We start from the raw sequence: 19,181 nt of genomic DNA, 5'->3' as shown, positions 1-19,181 counted from the left end.
ACGTTGCACCGCTCTACCAACGCGATCTTAAAAAACGCTCAATGGCATATTTATTTACTTCAGAGTCGGTGTCCGAAGGGCACCCAGACAAAGTAGCAGATCAAATTTCTGACGCTTTGATTGATAATTTTTTGGCATGGGACGAAGATTCGCGTGTGGCGATAGAAACCCTTGTCACGACCGGACAGGTAGTGTTGGCGGGTGAAGTAAAGTCAAAAATCTACTTGGATGTACAAAAGATTGCACGATCCGTAATACAAAAAATTGGCTACACCAAGTCCGAATATATGTTTGAAGCAAACTCTTGCGGAGTATTGTCGGCTATTCATGAGCAATCGGCAGAGATCAACCAAGGGGTCGACAGGAAGACCAAGCAAGAACAGGGAGCCGGCGACCAAGGTATCATGTTCGGGTATGCCAGTAATGAGACGGAAAACTACATGCCACTGGCATTAGATCTCGCACACCGTCTACTCTATGAATTAGCGGCCCTTCGTCGTGAGCATAGTGACATAACCTACTTACGGCCTGACGCGAAATCGCAGGTAACGCTAGAATATGGCGATGACCACAAGCCTTTGCGCATTGACACCATTGTGATCTCTACACAGCATGATGATTTCGCTCCCGAAGCGGAAATGCTGGAAAAGATCACGCAGGATGTGAAAAATATTTTGGTGCCCAGGGTAAAAGCACAATTGAAGCCAGCGCTCCAAGCATTATTCAATGAGGACATCAAGTTTCACGTGAACCCCACAGGAAAATTCGTTATCGGTGGACCACATGGGGACACCGGGCTTACCGGTCGCAAGATTATTGTCGATACTTACGGCGGGAAGGGGGCACACGGCGGTGGAGCCTTTTCGGGAAAAGATCCTTCTAAAGTCGATCGCTCAGCAGCCTATGCCACGCGTCACATAGCTAAAAATCTCGTTGCAGCAGGGGTGGCAGATGAAATTTTAGTGCAGATTTCCTATGCCATCGGCGTGAAAGACCCCATGGGCATCTATGTAAATAGTTACGGAACAAGCAAGGTAGGTCTCACTGACGGCGAGATTTCCAGCAAAATCGCTACGATCTTCGACATGACACCATATGGGATAGAAACACGGCTGGCACTGCGCAACCCCATTTATTCGGAAACCGCTGCATACGGTCATATGGGCAGGACACCAAAAACGGTTAGCAAGACCTTTGAAAGCTCCACAGGAGAAAAGAAAACGATTGAGGTAGAACTGTTTACCTGGGAAAAACTTGACTACGTGGAGAAGATAAAAGAAGCGTTCTCGCTTTAACAAGAAAAACAAACTGTACAAAAAATCCCGTATGATCCTAGACGGGATTTTTTGTATCTTTTCGGCAGAGACAGCAGATAGCCTGTCACGACATCAAAGCAGCCCCCTAGCTTTAATCTCCAAGTATTTGTTAATGGCATTTATGGTCAAATCCTCAGGGGCGGTGTATATGGTCTGTATGCCCTGCCTTTGCAGCTCTTGGATGACGAGCCCTTTTTCATACACAAATTTTTCGGCAATAATTTGATTGTAAACATCGATCACGCGCGACCCATCTTCCTTGGACATGGCGACCAATTCCGTATTTTTAAATACCACGACCACCAATATATGCGTTTTTGCAAGCATACGTAGATAGGACATTTGTCTTGCCAAAGCGTCCATTGTTTCAAAATTGCTGTATAACAGCAACAGCGACCGCTTGTTGATATGCCGATTACAAAAGGCATACAGATTTCCAAATTCAGATTCCTTAAAGTCTGTTTCGATGCCATACAACGTTTCTGAGATCAGCCGCATTTGGCTATTCCGCTTTTCGGCGCGAATGTGGTTGCCGATATCCTTGGAGAAAGTCAGCATGCCCGCTCGATCCTGTTTAAGGATAGCTGCGTTGCAAAGCACCAATGTTGAATTGATCGCATAATCAAGTAAGGTTAATCCATTAAATGGCATACGCATTACCCTTCCGGTATCAATCAGTGCATAGATAGGCTGTGATTTTTCCTCCTGATATTGGTTGATCAACAATTTCTGATGTTTGGCCGTTGCTTTCCAGTTCAGGTGCCGAAATTCGTCGCCCCGTACATATTCACGGATATGATCAAACTCGAGGGTGGCACCTATCTTTCGGACGCGCTTTACGCCAAGCTCCACCAGACGATCGGTTGTTGCCAACAGTTGGTATTTGCGCATCTGTATAAAAGATGGATAGCAGGGAATGGTTACTGGCTCCTGTAGGGAGAATTTACGAGCAAACAAACCGAGATGACTGGCCAACGCATGGCAGCGATTAAAGGTATACAAGCCTCTACTCGTAGGCCTGATGGCATAGTCAATTCGCTTTTCCTGCCGGCTCATTAGGGTAAAAGCAAAGTCGACGTCGCGCAATTGCAATTGCTCCGGAAATTCCTCCAACAAACGCACGCTAATTTCCACGGGAAAATAGCTCTGCACCACAATGGATAAATCATTGTCGTCTCCATTGGATAGCTTTTCCGGATAGTCGCGTTTCAGCACAATCTTCCCCTTTCCGAAAAATAGCACCACCATATCCCACACACAAAAAGCAAGGAACGCCCAAGATAGTAAACTTACCGGCAACAACAACATCCGGATAAAGAAGGCCAATACAAAGCAAGCGGCAAGGAAAAGGATGCCGTAAAAAAAACGGTTCGTTAGGTATAAGCTCCGAAGGAATGCCATTACCGAGGAATTTCTATGCCATCCACAATTTGCTTGATGATAAAGTCGCTGGTAAAGCCTTCCATTTCTTTTTCAGGCGTCAGCAATACCCGATGTCCGAGGATATTAGGTGCTACATACTTGACATCATCTGGGGTTATAAAATCTCGACCCTGCAGTGCTGCGCTGGCCTTGGACGCTTCCAATAGAGCGATGGACGCTCGGGGTGACGCCCCGAGGCTTAAATTTGGATTCGATCGGGTATGGAATATCACCTGCACAATGTAGGCAAACACATCTTCGTGCACATAAAGCTGTTTCACAAGTTCTTGAAAATCAATCAATTCCGAAACTCCAACAACAGGTTGCACCAAATCCTCCTTATTGCCCGTTTTTTGTGCATGATGCTCGCGCAGGATTTCCTTTTCTTCCTCCAAATCCGGATAACCAACATTGATTTTGAACAGAAATCGATCGAGCTGCGCCTCAGGCAATCGATAGGTTCCCTCGTGCTCAATGGGATTTTGGGTGGCAAAGACGACGAAAGGTCGAGGCACCGGATGGGTTGTTCCATCCACCGTTACCTGTCGTTCGGACATACATTCAAATAGAGAAGACTGGGTCTTGGCGGGTGCACGGTTTATTTCGTCGATCAAGACGATATGTCCAAATATAGGGCCATGCAAAAATTGAAATTCATTGCTCTTCAATTCGAGTATAGCGGATCCGGTCACATCCGACGGCATGAGATCCGGCGTAAATTGTATACGTTTGAAGTCGCCCTGCACACTCTTGGCAATCAGCTTTGCCGTCAATGTTTTTGCAACACCTGGCATCCCCTCGATCAAGGAATGGCCGCCAGCTAATATAGCGATGAGCAACTTTCGAATAACATCGTCTTGCCCCACAATCACCTTCTTTACCTCCGAGGTGACGGCGTCCATCTTTTTCTGCAACACACTTAAGTCGATCCTATTCTCGAAATCGGGCTCATATTTACTTGCTAGTTCACTCATAATATATTGGCTTTACTTTTAAAATCTTCAATTTGTCTGTGTACGTCCATCAATTCGCTGTCCGTAGAATAGGTTATCTTCCGGTACCTGTTGACTAAGTTGACGATTCGCTCGCAATCAACACGTGGAACACCTGTCTTTTTGGACAGCGTTTCTGCAAAGCCTACATCTTCCAGATGTAGCGTATCTATAAAGAACTTACTGCGTAGATCGTACAGAAAATATTCTACTTTTTTCTGCAAAAGATTGCTATCGCTACCATGCTCGTAATATAAGGTTGCGATGGTCCTGGCGAATTCCTTGGATAGATTTTTCTCTGCTTCGACAACAGGGACGGCCATCTGCTCACGCTTGCTCCGAAACAGCAAAAACAGCAATAGCCCAAACAGCAACAGGTACCAGGCTTGCCGCAACCCTTCATGCTGAAGCAGCACACGTAGAGGCGTCCTGGCTGTATCGCTTCCCTTGAACAACGCATCATACCAAAACACACGCTTACGATCCAGCATCTTCAATGCTGCAGCGCCGTACAAAAAGTTCTGTTCTTGTAGCATGTAGTAATTGCTGAACATAAGAGGTTCCAAGTGAATTAGAAAACGACCCTTATTCCGCTTCACCTCCACAAAATTGGGCAACTTCCGTTTCCCAGCCTCAAAATACCCAGCCGTATGCACGCCTATTGTATCGATTCCATAGAAAAGCCCGGGATATTCCAGTTCATTGTAATAGGCCTGACGCCCATTACTCAATGCAAAAGGTCGATCACCTACATCTATAACTTCTCCAAAATCCTGCGGATAGTAATACGTTTGGCTCAACCCCAAGCTATCCAATAAGATGCCGGGCAGACTATTTGATGAAATAAAGATCTCCCCGCCCCTTTCGACGTAAGAAAGAAGCTCGTCAATAGATTCATTTCCCGCATAGAACTGATTTACGATGAACAGCAGACAGGCATCTTCCTTCCCCGGCAGAAACTGCTTAAGGTCATCGTAATTTGTCGAGTTAAAATCCGTTACCGTAGTGCTATCCGATAAGATCTGTGCGAGTTCTGTGCGGGTGAAATACAATCCGAAGGGTATTTTATCCCGTTGGTCGTAACTACGCGACCAATCTGTTTGACTATCCTTTGTTAGATCAATAAAAACGATAGCTACTAAGGTGAACACCAGTAGAATAATGCCCAATTTCCCGGTATTCTTCATGCCCACTTCGATTGAAAGTTCACGAAATAGCTGGAAAAGGCGCCGTACTGCGCAGCGTCTATCGCAGTATTACCATACCACACGCGATTAAAAATATGCACGGTTCCGGCAAATTCCTTTTTCAAGGTTTCGTCCGTCAGCTCTGCAATCAACTCTACATGTGACTTAGCATGTTTCCAATCTATCCAGCCCTTCCTTGCTAACAGCTGTATGTTAAGGAGGTTCAAGTACCGAATAGCTTTGACAAAATCCTGGTCTTTCTCAGCCTGCGCAATATAGCTGGGCAAATCGACATCCATCAGGTTCCTTTCCACGAACTTAATTTCATCCGCTTCCGCTCGCTCCTCTTCGTCTGGACTTAATAATCGTTGTCTGGAAACAATAGTGCGATAGATAATCCACACCAACACAACCAAAGCCAATGATGCCAATATTTTATACACCAAATCGGAAAATTTAAAATAGTTGCCATCAGGAAAAAGCCCTCCTAGCCAGCGGCCAATCCTATCGAATACCTTTTTGAAAAAACCGATTCGCTGTTCGCGTACGTGCTCATAATCAAACTCCTCTCCCTGATACGCTGTGGAAAGACGATCAAATATCGTGGTATCAACATCGGGAATTTCGGTAAACAGGGGAACATGATCATAGTATCCCTCTGCCAAAAAATCATCTGCCTTTTCCTCGGCCATTACGGGTAGGCTATCGGGCTGGAGTCTGGGCGAGATGGAATCCTGAGCGAATGAGCATAATGGCAAGAGCAGGATCAGCAAGCATGGCAAGAATCTATTATACATTATGCTGCCCTCCTATGCGTCCTATTTTTTCATAAATATTCTCGCCAAATGCTATCTCTTTAATCGTCTCGTAAATAATGCCATAAACAAGCACAGAAAACATATAATACACGATATAAAGCAAAACGACCAATGTTGCGCCAAACGAGACCAACATTCTGCCGAAGGGGCTTTCAAAGAAATTATCGTCAAAACCAATGGTATTGTAAGCAACAATCCCCAGGATTAGAGCCGGCATCAAAGACAACATCAGCATCAACACTTGGAAAACAAAACTCACCACGTAAGCAGCCACGCTATAATCAATGATCTTTTTACGGAGCATGGAAAACGCCTTTTGCAAGCTGCCTCCCGCATCAACATACTCTTCCCTATACAGAAGGAAAGCACAGAAAAACCAAACGCCGACGAATGTCCCTAAAATCCCTATTGCGAAACTGCCTACCAGAGGGATAAATGCTAAAATCAGCATCGTCACGGCAATGGGAATGACGAGGATAAATAGCGCAACGATAGCAACAACTAGAAACGTAAGGTATTTGCTTAAATGTTGTACAAATGCCTGCCATACGTCGCGCGAATCGAAATCGGTGCTCCTGCTGTTTTTTAGGAGGATGAAATACTCGATCGCCAATCCAAAGAAAACCATGCTCACCAATATGAGTCCGAGGAAGACCGACATCGCAATTCCGATGAGATCAAGCGATTGCGAAAAACCCGTTGCGGCACTTAAGTTGATGCGTGTCGTCCCGTAATAGATCAATACCAGCATGCAGCAGAGGGGGATAACGGCCAGCTTGAATATCGTCTGAAAAAAATGCCGCAACACCAGCCGCAATAGGTTGATGAAGTCCTGTACGATTTCGCCAAGTTTGCGTTCCCGCTGAAAATCAAAGTCTATTTCCATCCGTAAATCTTCGCCATTTTATAGGGTCGAACCAGATAGAAATACAGAATCGCCCAAAAAGAAACCGTTATGATTAGTACACACAGCCAAATAGAGACTTGGTAATGCCGTGTGACGAAACCTTCCAAGAATCCAGCCAGCACAAAAAAAGGAACGGTACTGACCAACACCTTGGATGCTGTCTTCATCTTTCGTTTAAAGGAGGCCAAGCGGGTATACGAGCCAGGAAAAAGAATGCTGTTGCCAATAGCGAGGCCGCAGCCGCCCGCGATAACAATAACCGAAAGCTCGATGGCACCATGTATCCAAATGGCTGACATTGCTTCTCCGAGAACCCCATGTTGATAAAACATGTAGTGAAATGCCCCCACCATAATTCCATTGCTAAATAGGATATAACCAGCACCTACGCTGTAGAATATGCCATAAGCAAATGCTAAAAAGGCTACCCGTACGTTGTTGATTGTAATCGCCAAGGCTGAACCTACTTCACTCCCCCCCGCGTAAACACCTGCAGGATTTCCAATCTCGATATTTTTGATGCTCATGTCTACGTATTGATCCCCAAGAATAAGCCGGACGAAATCGAGATCGTAATGGGCGGATAAAAAGCCAATAGCAGCGGAAAAGCAAAAAATAAGCAAGGAATAGAACAAAGGCCGCCTCAACTCCCAAATCGCTTCTGGTATTTCGCGTTGTAAAAACCTCTTGATTTGGCTTTCCGACGACTTTCGGTCGCGATAGAGCTGCTGGTGCGCTAGGATCGCTAGCCCATTCAGATAGTCTTTCGTTTTGGATTGAGGGTAGAAGGTCTGTGCGTAAGCGAGGTCGTTGGTCAATTCCATATAGTTAGCGGCCAATAAATCCGGCTCTACATTCATTTTATTACGCAAATTTTCCTCGATCAAGACCCACTTCTCTTTATTCCTGTCAATAAAGGATGCTTCTCTCATCTTCTAGATATATAGCCTTATATACCAAACCTAACAAAATTTACTATCAAAAGCAATTAAATTGTTATTGAAAACCTTTCGATTCAAGCCGATGAAATGAAACCGACACAGCACGTATGCGAGCGATGAAAATTTCGTCAATCGATCGCTTTGTCAGATTAACGCATACGTATAATAAAAGATCTTTATCACGGTACAATTGCGCACATCAAAACTATTCCGTAAATTTCGCTAGCAACATGCCATCATGAACAGATTGTTGATAAATACCCCACAAAATGTCAAGTTTGAGTACAAGCTTGCTTCCGTGGGCTCTAGGATTATTGCGTTTTCCATCGACTACTTTATTATTGTTTGCTATGCCCTGCTTATTATCTTTTTTTTCAGCAGAATTGGCCTTTTCAACGCTTCGGACAACTGGCTCATGATGGGGGTCTACATGCTTTTTCTTCTTCCAGCGTTCTTCTATCCTTTTTTAATGGAGACCTTTTTTAGTGGCCAAACTATAGGAAAGATCATCATGAAAATAAAGGTTGTTAAGGTCGACGGCACACGTGCCAACATCTATCAATACTTTGTACGCTGGGTATGCACCATCATCGACATTTTTCTATGCGCCGGCGCACTCGGGATAAGCAGTATCATCGCAACCCGGAATGCGCAACGAATTGGAGACATCGCCGCAGATACAGCTGTGATCAACACCAAGCAAGACATGGCCATCCAACAGACTTTATTTGCGGAGATTACACAGGCGCATCATGTTACCTTTCCACAGGTCGTACAACTCTCGGACGAGGATGCCAACATTATCAAAGAGGTGTATCAAAAAGGATACGAACGCAAGGATTACCATATCATCCTCGCCTTAAGCAACAAACTGGTGGATCTGCTACAAGTCAAGCCGCAGATGCGTCCCGAAGAGTTTATTGATATCATCATAAAGGACTACTACTTTACATTTCGCGATAAATAGTCGCTACTTATCAACAAGCTATTGTTCAAAAGTCCACTCCACGTAGTTGATATTCTTACTATCGGCAAGATATTTTTTTTCATAATAGGTTTTGATGGCCAAAACATTATCTACTATATCGGACTTGTAAAGATCGGTCGTCTCCCGTGTCTTATGCAATTGCAAAGCCTCAATCTGTTCTAGTGTATAACTGTAAAAACCATCATTATCTGTTTTCAGGTGCATGATACCAGCATCCTCTAAAATCGTCTTGTATTTTTCTAAAAACCGGGGATGGGTCAATCGCTTTTTTTCTCTACTGACTTGGGGCTGTGGATCCGGGAAGGTAATCCAGATCTCCTGCACCTCATTCGGGGAAAAGTAATCCAGTATTGTTTCAATTTGTATACGAAGAAAGCCTACATTCGTTACTCCTTCTTCCAACGCAGTTTTGGCGCCACGCCAAATCCGGTTTCCTTTATAGTCTACCCCAATAAAATTCCTATCCGGGAAAAGCTTTGCTAGGTTTACGCTGTACTCGCCTTTTCCGCAGGCAAGTTCCAAAATCACTGGATGTTCGTTCTTGAAAAATTCCTTCGCCCACTTCCCCTTAAATGCTTGCCCCGCCTCCAGTTGCACAACGTTTGCAAAAGTGGCAACCTCAGCAAATTTCCTTAGCTTGTCCTTACCCATTTTTTGATGTTTTGTCGGCAAAAATAACCTTATATTTGCAGTATTCAATACATTGATGTGGAAAAAGACGCTAAAATATTTGTAGCTGGCCACCGCGGAATGGTGGGATCAGCAATTGTTCGGACATTGGAGAACGCCGGCTACACCCATATAATCAAAAGAACTTCGAAGGAGCTCGATCTTCGCGACCAGCGCGCTGTATCTTCCTTTTTCGACGATGAAAAACCCGAATATGTTTTCCTTGCCGCAGCAAAGGTTGGAGGCATCGTGGCCAACAATACCTACAGAGCAGACTTTATTTACGAGAATATAGCCATCCAAAACAATGTAATCCACCAGTCGTACACGCATAACGTTAGAAAGCTATTGTTTTTAGGTTCCAGCTGTATCTATCCGAAGTTAGCACCGCAACCCTTAAAAGAAGACTATCTATTGACCGGCATCCTTGAACCAACGAACGAGCCTTATGCCATTGCAAAAATTGCCGGCATAAAAATGTGTGAAGCCTATCGTGCGCAATATGGGTGCGACTTCATCTCGGCCATGCCCACAAACTTATACGGACTAAACGACAACTATCATCCAGAAAACTCACATGTGCTTCCAGCACTCATCCGCCGTTTTCACGAAGCAAAAATCCAAAATGCTGAGCGTGTGACCATTTGGGGAACAGGAAGTCCTTTACGTGAGTTTCTCTATGCCGACGATCTCGGCGAGGCCTGTCTATTTTTAATGAATCATTACAGCGAACCGCAATTCATCAACGTAGGCGTTGGCGAAGATCTAAGTATCGCCGCGTTAGCCACATTAATAAAAGAGATTGTCGGTTTTCAAGGCGAGCTTGCATTTGACCCTAGCAAACCCGATGGCACACCTAGAAAGCTTATGGACGTCACCCAAATCCACGCCCGCGGCTGGAAGCATAAAGTTAATTTAGCAGATGGCATCGCGCGGGCTTATGCAGATTTCAAGGAAAGATATACGATCTAATATGTCTCACTATTGCTTGGAAGGCCAAAGTCAGGACTTTCATCCTCGACAACTAAGCCTGTAGGGAGATTTTTTTTCTTTTTCTTCTTGCCTCCTTTGGGTTTAATAAAGCTCGTAACACGACTGATGAACGAACTGATTTTATTTTGATTAACTTGTCCTACGGCTGTTTCAGAAGCCAATAGCACAACCGCTTTTTTCAACCAGCCAGCGTTTTTGAGCAACGTGGAATTTAATACCAAAGGAGTTCCAATCTGTAGGACATTCGTCAACCAGTCCGCGTCTTTGCCTTTCATCGCCTTACTGATGTTATTGGCAACCCCCTTTACGATACCGGCTCCTGGAACAACGGCTGTCATGTTTTTCACGAAACGTAATGGAGCCTCGATTTTATTTTTCAACAAACCGTATTGATCAAGCAGGTAAGCTTCTTGCTCCCTTTTTCGCACATTGACGCGAGCGATCTCTGCTTTTAAATCCTGTAGGTTATTTATTTTTTGCGAACTCTTCATCTATAGTCGTTTTAACTTTCTCTTCAATCACATCATCGTCTTCATCGCCATCCCACTTGTTTGCCAATTTTTTTATGGTCAAGTTCATAAAAATAGCCTCCAGCTTCGGTTCAAAAGCTCGGATGAGCAGCAAGATCACAAAGAAAATCACGCCCGTAAGCAGAAAACCCAAGGCATTGCTATGTAGCAATTCACCTAGAAAAAAACCGAGTGCCAACGAACAAAAGAATATAATAAACAAGGTAAGGACTACTTTGGAGACGTCAAGTACTAACGACCCCGCAATACGAGAGCCCTTTGCGAGGGCTCGCAACTTCAACAACTTTATCTGCGTATCAACGTATTCCTTTCCTTTTTGGAACGTTCCGCTAAACGAAAATTTTTCTTCTTCCATGAATTCCTCTCAAAATTAAGGGCGATAGCGTACATCGTGTACCTTGCACGAGCAGAAACAAAAGCCAAGCTTTGCATCTCTCAAACCCTAAAAAAGTTAAACTTATGGGGCTACCTGCGCAGCCCCTTATCCTGCATTACACTATGCGTGCTCTTCGATTTCGTCGTCAATGATGGACTCTGCCTTGGAAACTTTGGATTTAACAACAGACACCAATTTTTCTTTCAGGTCCTGTAGCTGATCCAGCTGTTCCTCTGCGCGCTCTTTGATCGCCTCTCCCAGATCAGCCAACGAATCCTGAATCTTATCTCTTGTTTCGGACCCTTTTTCAGGTGCGAATAACAATCCCAATACCGCGCCAGCTGCTAAGCCTGCTAGTAACGCTGTCACTATTTTACCATTTTCGTTCATATGATTTGTCTTTTAATAATGCTAAAGTTATATAGACGATATATGTTTAACAAATGATCGTTCTAATCGTTTTAAAAATACAAAACTATTTTGATGCCCTTTATGCATCAGGCGGAAAACAACAAAAATCCATCCAAACTTACCCCCGCGCTTTTCGGCAAATTTGATTTTTGTTTCTTATTCTTTATCTTTAAAGCAACCATTTGTAAATCAATATGCTCGTTAAAACTTTCAGCAGTGCCGTCCATGGCATAGAGGCTACTACCATCACCGTCGAAGTGCACATCTCTACCGGAACCAAATATTATATCGTGGGTTTACCTGATAGCGCAATTAAAGAAAGCTGGCAGCGGATAGAAAGTGCGATCGCAACGATAGGCTTTCGCATGCCGCGACAGAAAATTGTTGTCAATTTGGCTCCTGCCGATATCCGAAAAGAAGGTTCTGGCTATGACCTATCTATGGCTGTCGGCATACTCGCTGCCTCTGGGCAAATGACAGGTGACTTGCTGAACGATTACCTCATTTTAGGCGAACTGTCCTTGGATGGCGATATTCAGCCTATCAAGGGTGCGCTACCTGTTGCGGTTCAGGCCGAAAAAGATGGGTTTAAAGGCATCATCTTGCCCGAAGCCAACGCAAAGGAAGCCGCTGCTGTTCAAAATATTCAGGTGCTCGCCGTCAGTAATTTACAACAGATTGTTTCATTTTTCAACGCAGAAGAAAAAATAGACCCCGTTACGATCGATATTGACACCGCCTTTCTTCATCACATTAACAATTATGATGTCGATTTTGCGGATGTGAGGGGACAGGAAAATATAAAACGGGCTTTAGAAATAGCGGCGGCGGGCGGTCACAATGTCATACTGATTGGCCCTCCAGGTGCAGGCAAAACGATGTTAGCAAAGCGCTTGCCGACAGTACTACCACCACTAACCATACAGGAATCCATAGAAACCACGAAGATACATTCGGTAGCCGGACAGTTGCAGGGGCAGGCGTCGCTCATGACGACCCGACCATTTCGAGCACCACATCATACGATATCAGATGTGGCGCTGGTAGGTGGAGGTTCCTATCCCCAGCCGGGAGAAATCTCGCTCGCGCACCATGGTGTCTTGTTTCTCGACGAACTGCCGGAGTTCAAACGGTCTGTACTGGAAGTGATGCGACAGCCGCTGGAGTCGCGCAGCATCACCATCTCGAGGGCTCGGTTCTCGGTTGATTATCCGGCAAGTTTCATGCTAATTGCTGCCATGAACCCCTGCCCTTGTGGCTACTATAACCACCCGGAAAAAGAATGCATATGCGGAAGTGCTGTCGTGCAGCGCTATTTAAGCAAAATATCTGGCCCATTGCTGGATCGTATCGACCTACATGTCGAAGTGACCCCTGTGGAGTTTAGTGAGCTCGCGAAAGACACGCCTTGTGAGAAAAGCATGCATATTCGTGAGCGTGTTGTACGCGCAAGGCAGATGCAGGCGAAAAGGTTCATCGACACGCCGCAAATTCATTGCAACGCACAAATGGGTACGAAAATCGCGAGAGACGTATGCCGCATAACGGAGGAAGGTACATTACTACTAAAAAAGGCCATGGAAAAACTAGGCCTATCAGCGCGGGCCTACGACCGTATTCTGAAAGTCGCGCGCACCATCGCCGACATGGAAGATTCCATAGAAATACAGAACGAACATTTGGCAGAAGCCATTCACTTTCGAAGTCTTGATCGGGAAAACTGGGCAGGCTAGCCTATGAAGCTCCCAATGAAATGCCTGAACACCCAAGGATACATCAATAGGGTGATCAGCACACCGGTTAGTGCTCCAAAAAGATGCGCATCGTGATTGATGCCGTCCGACGACTTCTTTGCAGCCCACATGCTGTATCCGACAAAAAGGAGAGCAAACAAATAGGCAGGCATCGGTATAATCATAAAAACACCTAGCTGTGCTTTTGGTTGAAAAAGAATAAAGCTGAATAATATGGCACAAACAGATCCGGAGGCGCCGAGACTATAGTAACCGGGGTTGTTCTTTTGCTGCAAAATGGTGGGAATGTCGCTTAATACCATGCTTATCACATATAGTAATGCGAAAAGAAGATGCCCGGTTGATCCACTGAATTGCACAAACATAGCTTCCAAGGAGAATCCAAAATAGTAAAAAGTAACCATGTTGAACAGAAGGTGCATCCAGTCCTTATGAATCAATCCACTGGTAAATATCGTATAATAGCGACTTTTATTGCGGTAGATACCGAAGGGATGCAGCATCCATCGGCCGAACCATTGCGGATTGGAAAATACATAAAGGCTAAACACCAGTGTCAAACCAAAGATTGCAGTGGCGACTGGCGTATTGTATAAATTATTGATCATGGCTTTTCTTTAAAATCGATCTTCTAGTAAAAAAACATATAACGCCTTAGATCCGTGCGATCCAATAACCATTTCATTTTCGACTGCCTTAGAACGACTAGGCCCTGTAACCAATCTAAGCATGGATGGGTGCACCCCGCTGTATTTCTCTTGGATCCTCCGCAGGCTATGCTTAACATCCATCACCAACTGGGAAGCTTTCGCTATAACAACATGTATCGGGGGATATGCAGCGAGTTTTCTCCCGCCTCCCTCGGCATTAGCAATCAATACGCTACCGCTTCGCGCAACAAGCGACTCACAACTCGTAATACTCATCTCAGCTTCCGAAAAGTGATGCGCGCCGGTGTAGACCGGAAAACCATATTGGTCGAGCAATTTCTGTATACTTGGCTCCCAGGCAAATATTTTCGTGACTTCCAGCGTCTCAGCAAGTAATATCAGGTTTTCAATCACGCTAATCTCTCCATCACAGTAAACAAAATGTCCTCCGACTTCCGTCAGTTCACGGGCAAAAGTGACATCCAGCGCCTCCTCTTCATCCTTATACAAGGGCGAGTCCTCAAAATCCAAATAGGGATTGTCTCTCTTCTGAAGTAAAGCCTGACGAATCTTTTTCAGCATCCGTTCTTTTGCCGTTGTATTTCTAATATTCATCTGTACGTTACGAAACCTAAACCCTCGTAAAGAAACTTCCCTCGCTGTAGGCGAAGGAAGTATACTATATTTAAAGCCAAAGATAGTTATCCTTTGAAATCATCTTCATTTTCTGCTTTCACCTCGCCGTTTCCCGTATCAGGGGGAAGACCCAAGGGTAAATCCGTTTGTGGAACTCCTCCACCATCGGCACCACCATTTACGAACTCGTCATAAGTCGTTCGGTTTTCAAAAGGCCGCTTTCCCAAAATCTCTTCTAGATCGCTTTGGAACAAAATTTCTTTTTCTAACAATTTTTCAGCAATCTTAATCAGTCCTTCCTGTTTTTCAAGCAGCAATTGTCTCGTACGCTCATACACCGCCGAGATTAAAATACGAACCTCTTCGTCGATCAATTCCGCGGTTTGGTCGGAATATGGCTTTTGGAATTGCGAGTCACCCGAACTGTCCCGAAACGAGACATTACCGACCTTATCATTCATACCGTACACTGCTGTCATCGCATAAGCTAACTTGGTGATACGCTCTAAATCGTTTTGCGCGCCCGTGCTGATCCGCCCGAAGGTAATGTCTTCCGCAACGCGCCCACCCATTGTCATACACATGCTGTCTAGCAATTGCTCCGTCGTATAAAGGAACTGTTCTTTTGGAAGATACTGCGCATAACCCAATGCTGCGACACCACGTGGCACGATAGAAACCTTAACCAGTGGGTCAGCATATTCTAAAAACCAACCGGCTATGGCATGGCCTGCCTCGTGGTAAGCGACAATTTTCTTTTCATCAGGCGAAATAATCTTATTTTTCTTTTCAAGCCCGCCAATAACGCGATCAACAGCATCTTGAAAATCCTGCATATCGATCGCTTTTTTGTTTTTACGGGCAGCAATAAGCGCGGCTTCGTTACAAACGTTTGCAATTTCCGCCCCAGCAAATCCTGGAGTTTGTGCAGAGAGCTTTTTCGCATCCACCTCTTCGGAGAGCTTGAGCGGCTTTAAATGCACGTTGAAGATGTGCTCTCGCCCCAGCAAATCAGGTTTATCAATGGAGATCTGTCGATCAAACCGACCTGGGCGCAAAAGCGCGGAATCCAACACATCGAGCCGGTTTGTAGCGGCTAAAATAATCACGCCTAGGTTCGTTCCGAAACCGTCCATTTCCACGAGTAGCTGATTCAGCGTGTTCTCTCGCTCATCATTCCCCCCCATAACCGAGTTCTTACCACGCGCCCGACCTATCGCATCAATCTCGTCGATAAAAATAATACATGGAGCTTTTTCCTTCGCTTGCTTAAATAGATCCCGTACGCGAGAAGCGCCCACACCGACAAACATTTCTACAAAATCGGATCCGGATAAAGAGAAAAATGGAACCTGCGCTTCACCTGCAACCGCTTTGGCAAGCAACGTTTTACCTGTGCCCGGAGGGCCCACCAACAGTGCCCCCTTTGGGATCTTACCTCCTAAATCGGTATATTTTTTTGGGTTTTTCAGAAAATCCACGATTTCCATCACCTCCGTCTTCGCTTCCTCCAACCCAGCAACGTCGTTAAATGTAATATTGATCTGGGATTCCTTATCGAAAAGCTGCGCTTTGGATTTACCGATGTTAAATATTGCTCCGCCGCCACTGCCAGCGCCTCCGCCCATGCGACGCATCAATAACATCCAAATGGCGACAATAATCAACAACGGCAGCATGAAGGAGATGAACCAACCGGCCCAAGGATTAGAACGATCTTCGTAGCTCACAGCTATCTTCGGCTGGCCAGCCTGTAGGCTATCTTGCGAAGCCTGTAGCTTTTTATCTAAAATATCCGCAGAAGGTTCCGTAAATACATACTGAGGCCCGACGGAAGGGCTCAACATTAGGGAGTTCGCGTTAGGTGCAACATCCTTATATTTCTCTTCGCTCAGTTTGTCTTTCTTGATATATACCTCAACATCTATTAAGTCGTTATTCTTGAAAGCGACAAGCTTTTCAACATCTCCCGGACGAAGCATCTTTTCTTCAAATTCAGCATACGTAATCTTTTTAGTAGACTCACTGCTAAAAAAATACTGTAGCCCGAAGAAACCAAGGATAATCAATATCCATAGCCACATCATATTAAATTTCGGCGGAACTGGGGTCACTTTCTTATTTGGGATTTTCTTCATTATAATCTATTATATCTTTCCTTCTCTGTTAAATTTTAAGCACTTTGATACGACTGTGCCTGCGCATCGCCCCACAAATCTTCTATGCCATAATGACTTCTTTTTTCTGTTTTGAAGATATGAACGACAACATCCACGAAATCTAACAAAATCCATTCACCATTTCCATGCCCTTCTTTGTGCCAAGGCTCCTGCCCAAATGCTTTATACACCTCTTCTTCTACACTTTTTGCTATCGCATTTACTTGTATGGTGGAATCGGCATGGCAAATTACAAAATAATCTGACAGGGTTGCATTGACACTACGCATATCCAATCGCACGATCTCATGTGCCTTCTTTTCCTGCATCCCCAAGACGACCACCTCCGCTAGTTTACCCGACAACTGTGTTTTCGTACTTTTACTCATTAAAAAATATTAGTTTTGAACAATATTTACGATTTTAAATGTTCTCTCTTGCAAAATAACACATTTTCCCGACTTTCCCTTAGACAAAATTTAATTGTTCTAGATGAGGTATCGTCTACGAACGATTATTTGAAAGAACTTTTGTCAAATATTAAGCCACTTCCGGAAGCCACTGCCATTATGGCAAAACACCAAACCAAAGGAAAGGGACAGCGAGGCGGCACCTGGCACGCTAACAAAGGCGAAAACCTGACTTTTAGCTTCCATGTAAACCCCGCGGCGCTTCATGTCAGCCACTCTTTTCGCCTAAACATGCTTATCTGCCTAGGCATTCAATATGCATTGAGGCAATACGGCCTACAAACCCTGATCAAGTGGCCAAACGACATCTATGCTGGAGACCGAAAGATTGGCGGTATCTTGATCGAAAACCGTCTTGTCGGGGAATATATTCAGGCATCTATTATTGGCATAGGTATTAACGTGAATCAACTGCACTTCCCGCCTCAACTCGTTAAAAATGCCACGTCCATACGATTGGAAAATGGAAGGACGGATACCATAGTTATCGAAGAATGCTGCATTGACCTGTTGTACGAGCTTCTGCGTTATTACCAGCTGCATGACATACAGGACACGGAGGCTTTGCGAACTTCATACAACGCTAATTTATATCGTCGAGGCATTCCCTCCAAATTCGCGGTGCAAGACCAAGAAGTCATCGGTACGATTCAAGGAGTAGATTTGGAAGGAAAGCTAGCCGTGCTGCTCCAGCAAGGCTTGCAACGTTTCGACTTGAAAGAAATTAGCTTTTTAATATAACCTTTAAGTGACAGAAGGAAGGGTGGAAATTGCGTGGTGTTTACCAAATATTTTTTAACTTTGTTTTAAACCTTAGAAAAAGTTTTGCGTCTATGAAAGAAAATGCGATTAAACAGATGAAAAAATTAAGCTTAATAGTTGCTGTTGTGGTATGCACGGTTTTTAGCGCAGCCGCACAGATCTACAACCCGGTAAAGTGGTCCGTAGCATCAAAAAAACTCAATAGTAAAGAGGCCGTTGTTTTTGTAAAGGCCACTATTCAAGAGGGTTGGCACATATACGGATTGAACGTTCCCGATGGAGGACCAATCTCGACGACATTTCAATTTACATCATCTAGTGACTTTGCGCTAAATGGTAAAGTTGCAGCGCCAGCTCCTCAATCCAAATATGAGAAAGACTTTAAAATGAATGTGCCCTATTATACCAAGGAGGTGACGTTCCAGCAGAAAGTGAAGTTAAATAAAAACCAGACCGTGGTAAAAGGCGTGGTTGAGTTTATGGCCTGTGACAAAAGTCAGTGCCTTCCGCCCGACGAATATGCATTCAACGTCACAATTAAGTAGTAATTGCGCACATTAGAACGATAAAAGGCAGTATGTTTACTGCCTTTTTTTTACTTTAGCACTTTATCCATCAGGCATGCGTTTATTAATAAAGTACAGTGTACTGCTACATCTTCTAACTTTATCTATCCTTACTCCTGTTTTCGCTCAGCAAGATAGTTTGGTTTCGATAGACGGCGTCGAATTTTCAGATGGAACAGTGCCGGACAGCAACTCATCAATACAAGAGGAAGACAGTTTGTTGGCTGTACCAACAGACCTCATTTTTACGGATGGCGAAGCGGACAGTGTGGCCCAAGATAGCGTATCGCTGTCGGATGCCGGCCTGCCGGCGGATAGCAAACCGGAGAAACAATCGCTTTGGGGGATCTTTATAGCCGGCCTGATCGGTGGCTTCGCCGCTTTCATCATGCCCTGCATCTTCCCGATGGTGCCCCTAACGGTGAGCTTCTTCACCAAGCGCTCGGGCTCCCGCGGCAAAGGGGTGTCGCAGGCCCTGCTCTATGGGCTGTTCATCATTGTGATCTATGTCGCGCTGGGGATGTTCATCTCCATTACCTTCGGCAGCGATGCGCTCAACGCCCTTTCCACCAACGGGGTGTTCAATTTTCTGTTCTTCCTGATCCTGCTGGTCTTTGCGGCCTCCTTCTTTGGG

General features: G+C 44.8%; 20 protein-coding genes and 1 pseudogene. 7 read left to right on the top strand and 14 right to left on the bottom strand.

Features of this window, described 5'->3' with window-relative positions:
• The first annotated feature begins 41 nt into the window (after nucleotides 1-41).
• Nucleotides 42-1,295 carry a methionine adenosyltransferase gene (metK, locus tag IE165_RS12410; RefSeq protein WP_189626953.1) on the top strand — a complete coding sequence of 418 codons (1,254 nt, stop codon included), beginning with the start codon at nucleotides 42-44 and terminating at the stop codon, nucleotides 1,293-1,295.
• Between the two features lie 93 nt (nucleotides 1,296-1,388).
• Here metK and IE165_RS12405 read toward each other — a convergent pair whose 3' ends face one another.
• From IE165_RS12405 to IE165_RS12380, 6 genes are read right to left on the bottom strand one after another with little or no spacing between them, the layout of a single operon-like run.
• Nucleotides 1,389-2,717 (bottom strand): DUF58 domain-containing protein, encoded by a 1,329-nt coding sequence (locus tag IE165_RS12405; protein WP_189626952.1) that lies wholly within the window; start codon nucleotides 2,715-2,717, stop codon nucleotides 1,389-1,391.
• Nucleotides 2,717-3,712, bottom strand: a complete 996-nt coding sequence (locus IE165_RS12400; protein WP_189626951.1) for an AAA family ATPase — start codon at nucleotides 3,710-3,712, stop codon at nucleotides 2,717-2,719. Before IE165_RS12400 ends, IE165_RS12405 begins: the two co-directional genes overlap by 1 nt.
• Nucleotides 3,709-4,917: a DUF4350 domain-containing protein gene (locus IE165_RS12395; protein WP_189626950.1), complete on the bottom strand. Its 1,209-nt coding sequence runs from the start codon at nucleotides 4,915-4,917 to the stop codon at nucleotides 3,709-3,711. Before IE165_RS12395 ends, IE165_RS12400 begins: the two co-directional genes overlap by 4 nt.
• On the bottom strand, nucleotides 4,914-5,714 hold the full coding sequence (locus IE165_RS12390; protein ID WP_189626949.1) for a DUF4129 domain-containing protein: 801 nt from the start codon (nucleotides 5,712-5,714) through the stop codon (nucleotides 4,914-4,916). Before IE165_RS12390 ends, IE165_RS12395 begins: the two co-directional genes overlap by 4 nt.
• Nucleotides 5,707-6,621, bottom strand: a complete 915-nt coding sequence (locus IE165_RS12385; protein ID WP_189626948.1) for an ABC transporter permease — start codon at nucleotides 6,619-6,621, stop codon at nucleotides 5,707-5,709. Before IE165_RS12385 ends, IE165_RS12390 begins: the two co-directional genes overlap by 8 nt.
• Nucleotides 6,612-7,574 (bottom strand): stage II sporulation protein M, encoded by a 963-nt coding sequence (locus tag IE165_RS12380; protein ID WP_189626947.1) that lies wholly within the window; start codon nucleotides 7,572-7,574, stop codon nucleotides 6,612-6,614. Before IE165_RS12380 ends, IE165_RS12385 begins: the two co-directional genes overlap by 10 nt.
• Before the next feature lie 247 nt (nucleotides 7,575-7,821).
• Here IE165_RS12380 and IE165_RS12375 point away from each other — a divergent pair, with 247 nt between their 5' ends.
• The gene (locus tag IE165_RS12375) at nucleotides 7,822-8,550 is read left to right on the top strand and encodes an RDD family protein (protein WP_189626946.1); all 729 of its coding nucleotides are present in this window, start codon (nucleotides 7,822-7,824) and stop codon (nucleotides 8,548-8,550) included.
• Between the two features lie 18 nt (nucleotides 8,551-8,568).
• On the opposite strand, the gene trmB is transcribed toward IE165_RS12375, so the two are convergent.
• Nucleotides 8,569-9,222: a tRNA (guanosine(46)-N7)-methyltransferase TrmB gene (gene trmB, locus IE165_RS12370; protein ID WP_189626945.1), complete on the bottom strand. Its 654-nt coding sequence runs from the start codon at nucleotides 9,220-9,222 to the stop codon at nucleotides 8,569-8,571.
• A 57-nt stretch (nucleotides 9,223-9,279) separates the two neighbouring features.
• Here trmB and IE165_RS12365 point away from each other — a divergent pair, with 57 nt between their 5' ends.
• Nucleotides 9,280-10,212 carry a GDP-L-fucose synthase family protein gene (locus IE165_RS12365; protein ID WP_189626944.1) on the top strand — a complete coding sequence of 311 codons (933 nt, stop codon included), beginning with the start codon at nucleotides 9,280-9,282 and terminating at the stop codon, nucleotides 10,210-10,212.
• Here IE165_RS12365 and IE165_RS12360 read toward each other — a convergent pair.
• The 3 genes from IE165_RS12360 to IE165_RS12350 form a co-directional block, all read right to left on the bottom strand.
• Nucleotides 10,209-10,724 carry a hypothetical protein gene (locus IE165_RS12360; RefSeq protein ID WP_189626943.1) on the bottom strand — a complete coding sequence of 172 codons (516 nt, stop codon included), beginning with the start codon at nucleotides 10,722-10,724 and terminating at the stop codon, nucleotides 10,209-10,211. The two genes, IE165_RS12365 and IE165_RS12360, sit on opposite strands and share 4 nt — an antisense overlap.
• Nucleotides 10,699-11,118, bottom strand: coding sequence for a phage holin family protein (locus IE165_RS12355; RefSeq protein ID WP_189626942.1), 420 nt, complete (start codon nucleotides 11,116-11,118; stop codon nucleotides 10,699-10,701). The genes IE165_RS12360 and IE165_RS12355 overlap by 26 nt, the downstream gene beginning before the upstream one ends.
• A 141-nt stretch (nucleotides 11,119-11,259) precedes the next feature.
• Nucleotides 11,260-11,529, bottom strand: a complete 270-nt coding sequence (locus IE165_RS12350) for a YtxH domain-containing protein (RefSeq protein WP_189626941.1) — start codon at nucleotides 11,527-11,529, stop codon at nucleotides 11,260-11,262.
• 215 nt (nucleotides 11,530-11,744) lie between these two features.
• Here IE165_RS12350 and IE165_RS12345 point away from each other — a divergent pair, with 215 nt between their 5' ends.
• Complete coding sequence (locus tag IE165_RS12345; RefSeq protein WP_189626940.1) at nucleotides 11,745-13,283, top strand: YifB family Mg chelatase-like AAA ATPase; 1,539 nt, start codon at nucleotides 11,745-11,747, stop codon at nucleotides 13,281-13,283.
• Here the strand turns inward: IE165_RS12345 and IE165_RS12340 are convergent.
• The 4 genes from IE165_RS12340 to rsfS all read right to left on the bottom strand — a co-directional run bounded on the left by IE165_RS12340 (nucleotide 13,280) and on the right by rsfS (nucleotide 17,138).
• Nucleotides 13,280-13,912, bottom strand: coding sequence for a rhomboid family intramembrane serine protease (locus tag IE165_RS12340; protein ID WP_189626939.1), 633 nt, complete (start codon nucleotides 13,910-13,912; stop codon nucleotides 13,280-13,282). The genes IE165_RS12345 and IE165_RS12340 overlap by 4 nt on opposite strands.
• Before the next feature lie 9 nt (nucleotides 13,913-13,921).
• Entirely contained in the window at nucleotides 13,922-14,569 is a 648-nt protein-coding gene (locus IE165_RS12335; RefSeq protein ID WP_189626938.1) for a LutC/YkgG family protein, read from the bottom strand.
• An 86-nt stretch (nucleotides 14,570-14,655) separates the two neighbouring features.
• Nucleotides 14,656-16,728 (bottom strand): ATP-dependent zinc metalloprotease FtsH, encoded by a 2,073-nt coding sequence (ftsH, locus tag IE165_RS12330; protein ID WP_189626937.1) that lies wholly within the window; start codon nucleotides 16,726-16,728, stop codon nucleotides 14,656-14,658.
• Nucleotides 16,729-16,763: 35 nt separating this feature from the next.
• Complete coding sequence (rsfS, locus tag IE165_RS12325; RefSeq protein WP_189626936.1) at nucleotides 16,764-17,138, bottom strand: ribosome silencing factor; 375 nt, start codon at nucleotides 17,136-17,138, stop codon at nucleotides 16,764-16,766.
• Between the two features lie 15 nt (nucleotides 17,139-17,153).
• Here rsfS and IE165_RS12320 point away from each other — a divergent pair, with 15 nt between their 5' ends.
• From IE165_RS12320 to IE165_RS12310, 3 genes and pseudogenes are all read left to right on the top strand, one after another.
• The gene (locus IE165_RS12320) at nucleotides 17,154-17,960 is read left to right on the top strand and encodes a biotin--[acetyl-CoA-carboxylase] ligase (RefSeq protein ID WP_308434296.1); all 807 of its coding nucleotides are present in this window, start codon (nucleotides 17,154-17,156) and stop codon (nucleotides 17,958-17,960) included.
• 116 nt (nucleotides 17,961-18,076) lie between these two features.
• Entirely contained in the window at nucleotides 18,077-18,526 is a 450-nt protein-coding gene (locus IE165_RS12315; protein WP_189626934.1) for a protein-disulfide reductase DsbD domain-containing protein, read from the top strand.
• A gap of 76 nt (nucleotides 18,527-18,602) precedes the next feature.
• Nucleotides 18,603-19,181: pseudogene (locus IE165_RS12310) on the top strand (hypothetical protein); the annotation flags it as partial.

Origin of the sequence: Sphingobacterium griseoflavum, assembly GCF_014653155.1 — a bacterium.
In the GTDB taxonomy this organism is placed as follows: domain Bacteria; phylum Bacteroidota; class Bacteroidia; order Sphingobacteriales; family Sphingobacteriaceae; genus Sphingobacterium; species Sphingobacterium griseoflavum.
The sequence above is the reverse complement of the archived record's forward strand: the minus strand, read 5'-3'. Positions and strand labels throughout refer to the sequence as shown.